This window comes from Dietzia sp. DQ11-44 (assembly GCF_014145205.1).
Classification (GTDB): Bacteria; Actinomycetota; Actinomycetes; order Mycobacteriales; family Mycobacteriaceae; genus Dietzia; species Dietzia natronolimnaea.
This window is the reverse complement of the sequence record NZ_JAALEC010000646.1, coordinates 1-1785: the sequence shown is the minus strand read 5'-3', so window position 1 is coordinate 1785 and position 1785 is coordinate 1. Positions and strand designations below refer to the sequence as shown.

At 68.3% G+C, this 1785-nt stretch carries 1 protein-coding gene; it reads right to left on the bottom strand.

The window, feature by feature from the left end:
• Nucleotides 1–1654 (bottom strand): DEAD/DEAH box helicase (locus tag G6018_RS14875; RefSeq protein ID WP_182610308.1); only part of this gene is annotated, 1654 nt, incomplete at its 3' end.
• Between the last annotated feature and the right edge of the window lie 131 nt (nt 1655–1785).

The following is a 1785-nucleotide window of genomic DNA, read 5'->3' as shown; positions in this document are numbered from 1 at the left end:
GACCGGCGGGCGGACCGGAGTCCGGTCGGATGTCGATCTCCGAACCGGCGACCCGGATCCCGCGCATCGATTCGATCTGATCCCGGGACAGACCCGCCGGGAGTTCGACGATCGAGTGATCGAAACGGATCGAGATACGTCCGATGTCGCCGCCACTGAGTCCGGCCTCATTGGCCAGGGCGCCCATGATGGATCCCGGCTTGACGTTGTTCCGCTTGCCCACAGCAATCCGGTACTGGGCCATGTCCTTGCCCGTGCGCGAGGGACGGGGGCCGTCCGAGAAGTCGCGGCCCGGCCGCTCGCGCCGGTCATCCCGCCGGGTGTCACGCGGGTTGTCCTGCCGTTCACGTCGCGCGGGACGCTCCGGCTCTCGCATGAGGAAGTCGGCGGAATTGCGGGACTGCGTGGCGAGTGCGGCGGCGATGTCGGCCATCGAGACGGAGTGCTCGTTGGCGTACTCCTCCACCAGCCGGCGGAACATCGCCAGGTTCGGATCATCGAGGCTCTCGGTGATCGACTGCCCGAACTTCGCCATCCGCATCTCGTTGACATCATCCACGCTCGGGAGCTGGATCTCTGTCAGCGGCTGACGCGTGGCCCGCTCGATCTGGGAGAGCATGCGACGCTCCCGCGGGGTGACGAACAGCAGCGCCTGCCCGCTGCGGCCGGCGCGGCCCGTACGGCCGATCCGGTGCACGTACGACTCGGTGTCGTGCGGGATGTCGTAGTTGACCACGTGGCTGATACGGGGCACGTCCAGACCACGGGCGGCGACGTCCGTGGCCACGAGGATGTCGGTACGGCCGTCCTTGAGCGCCTCGATCGTCCGCTCGCGGAGATTCTGCGGGATGTCGCCGTTGATCGGCGCAGCAGAGAACCCGCGCGCCCGAAGCTTCTCCGCGAGCTCCTCCGTGGCCGACTTGGTCCGGACGAACAGGATCATCGCGTCGAAATCCTCGACCTCGAAGATCCTCGTCAGGGCGTCGAGTTTGTCCCGGTGATTGACCAGGACGTAGCGCTGATGGATGTTCGGGGCGGTGGAGGTCTTGGAGGCGACCTTCACCTCCGCCGGGTCGGTGAGGTACTTCTGCGAGATGCGCCGGATGGCGGAGGGCATGGTCGCCGAGAACAGGGCGACCTGCGTGGTCTCCGGGGTGTCGGAGAGGATCCGCTCGACGTCCTCCTGGAAGCCCATCGCCAGCATCTCGTCGGCCTCGTCGAGGACGAGATGGCGCAGACCCGACAGATCGAGCGTGCCCTTCTTGAGGTGGTCGATCACGCGGCCGGGCGTACCGACGATGATCTGCGCACCCCGCCGCAGACCGGACAGCTGGATCCCGTAGGCCTGACCGCCATAGATCGGGAGCACGTTGACCTGCGGCATGTTAGCGGAGTAAGTGATGCACGCCTCGGCGACCTGGAGCGCGAGCTCACGGGTGGGCGCCAGAACGAGCGCCTGCGGGCTCTTCACCGCCGGGTCGATGAGTGAGAGGATCGGCAGGGCGAAGGCCGCGGTCTTGCCGGTGCCCGTCTGTGCCAGCCCCACGACATCACGGCCCGCCATCACCATCGGGATGATGGCGGCCTGGATCGCGGAGGGGACCTCGTACCCCACGTCCTTGACCGCCTGGGCGACGGCCGGGGCCAGCCCCATGTCGGCGAACGTGATCGCGTCACCGTCGCCGGCGTCGGCGTCGGGCGCGCGGTCCACCGACTCGCCCCTGCGGGGCGTGCGCTGGTCCGCCTGCTCCACAGCGGGCGCCTCAGGGACCGGTGTCTCCTCGG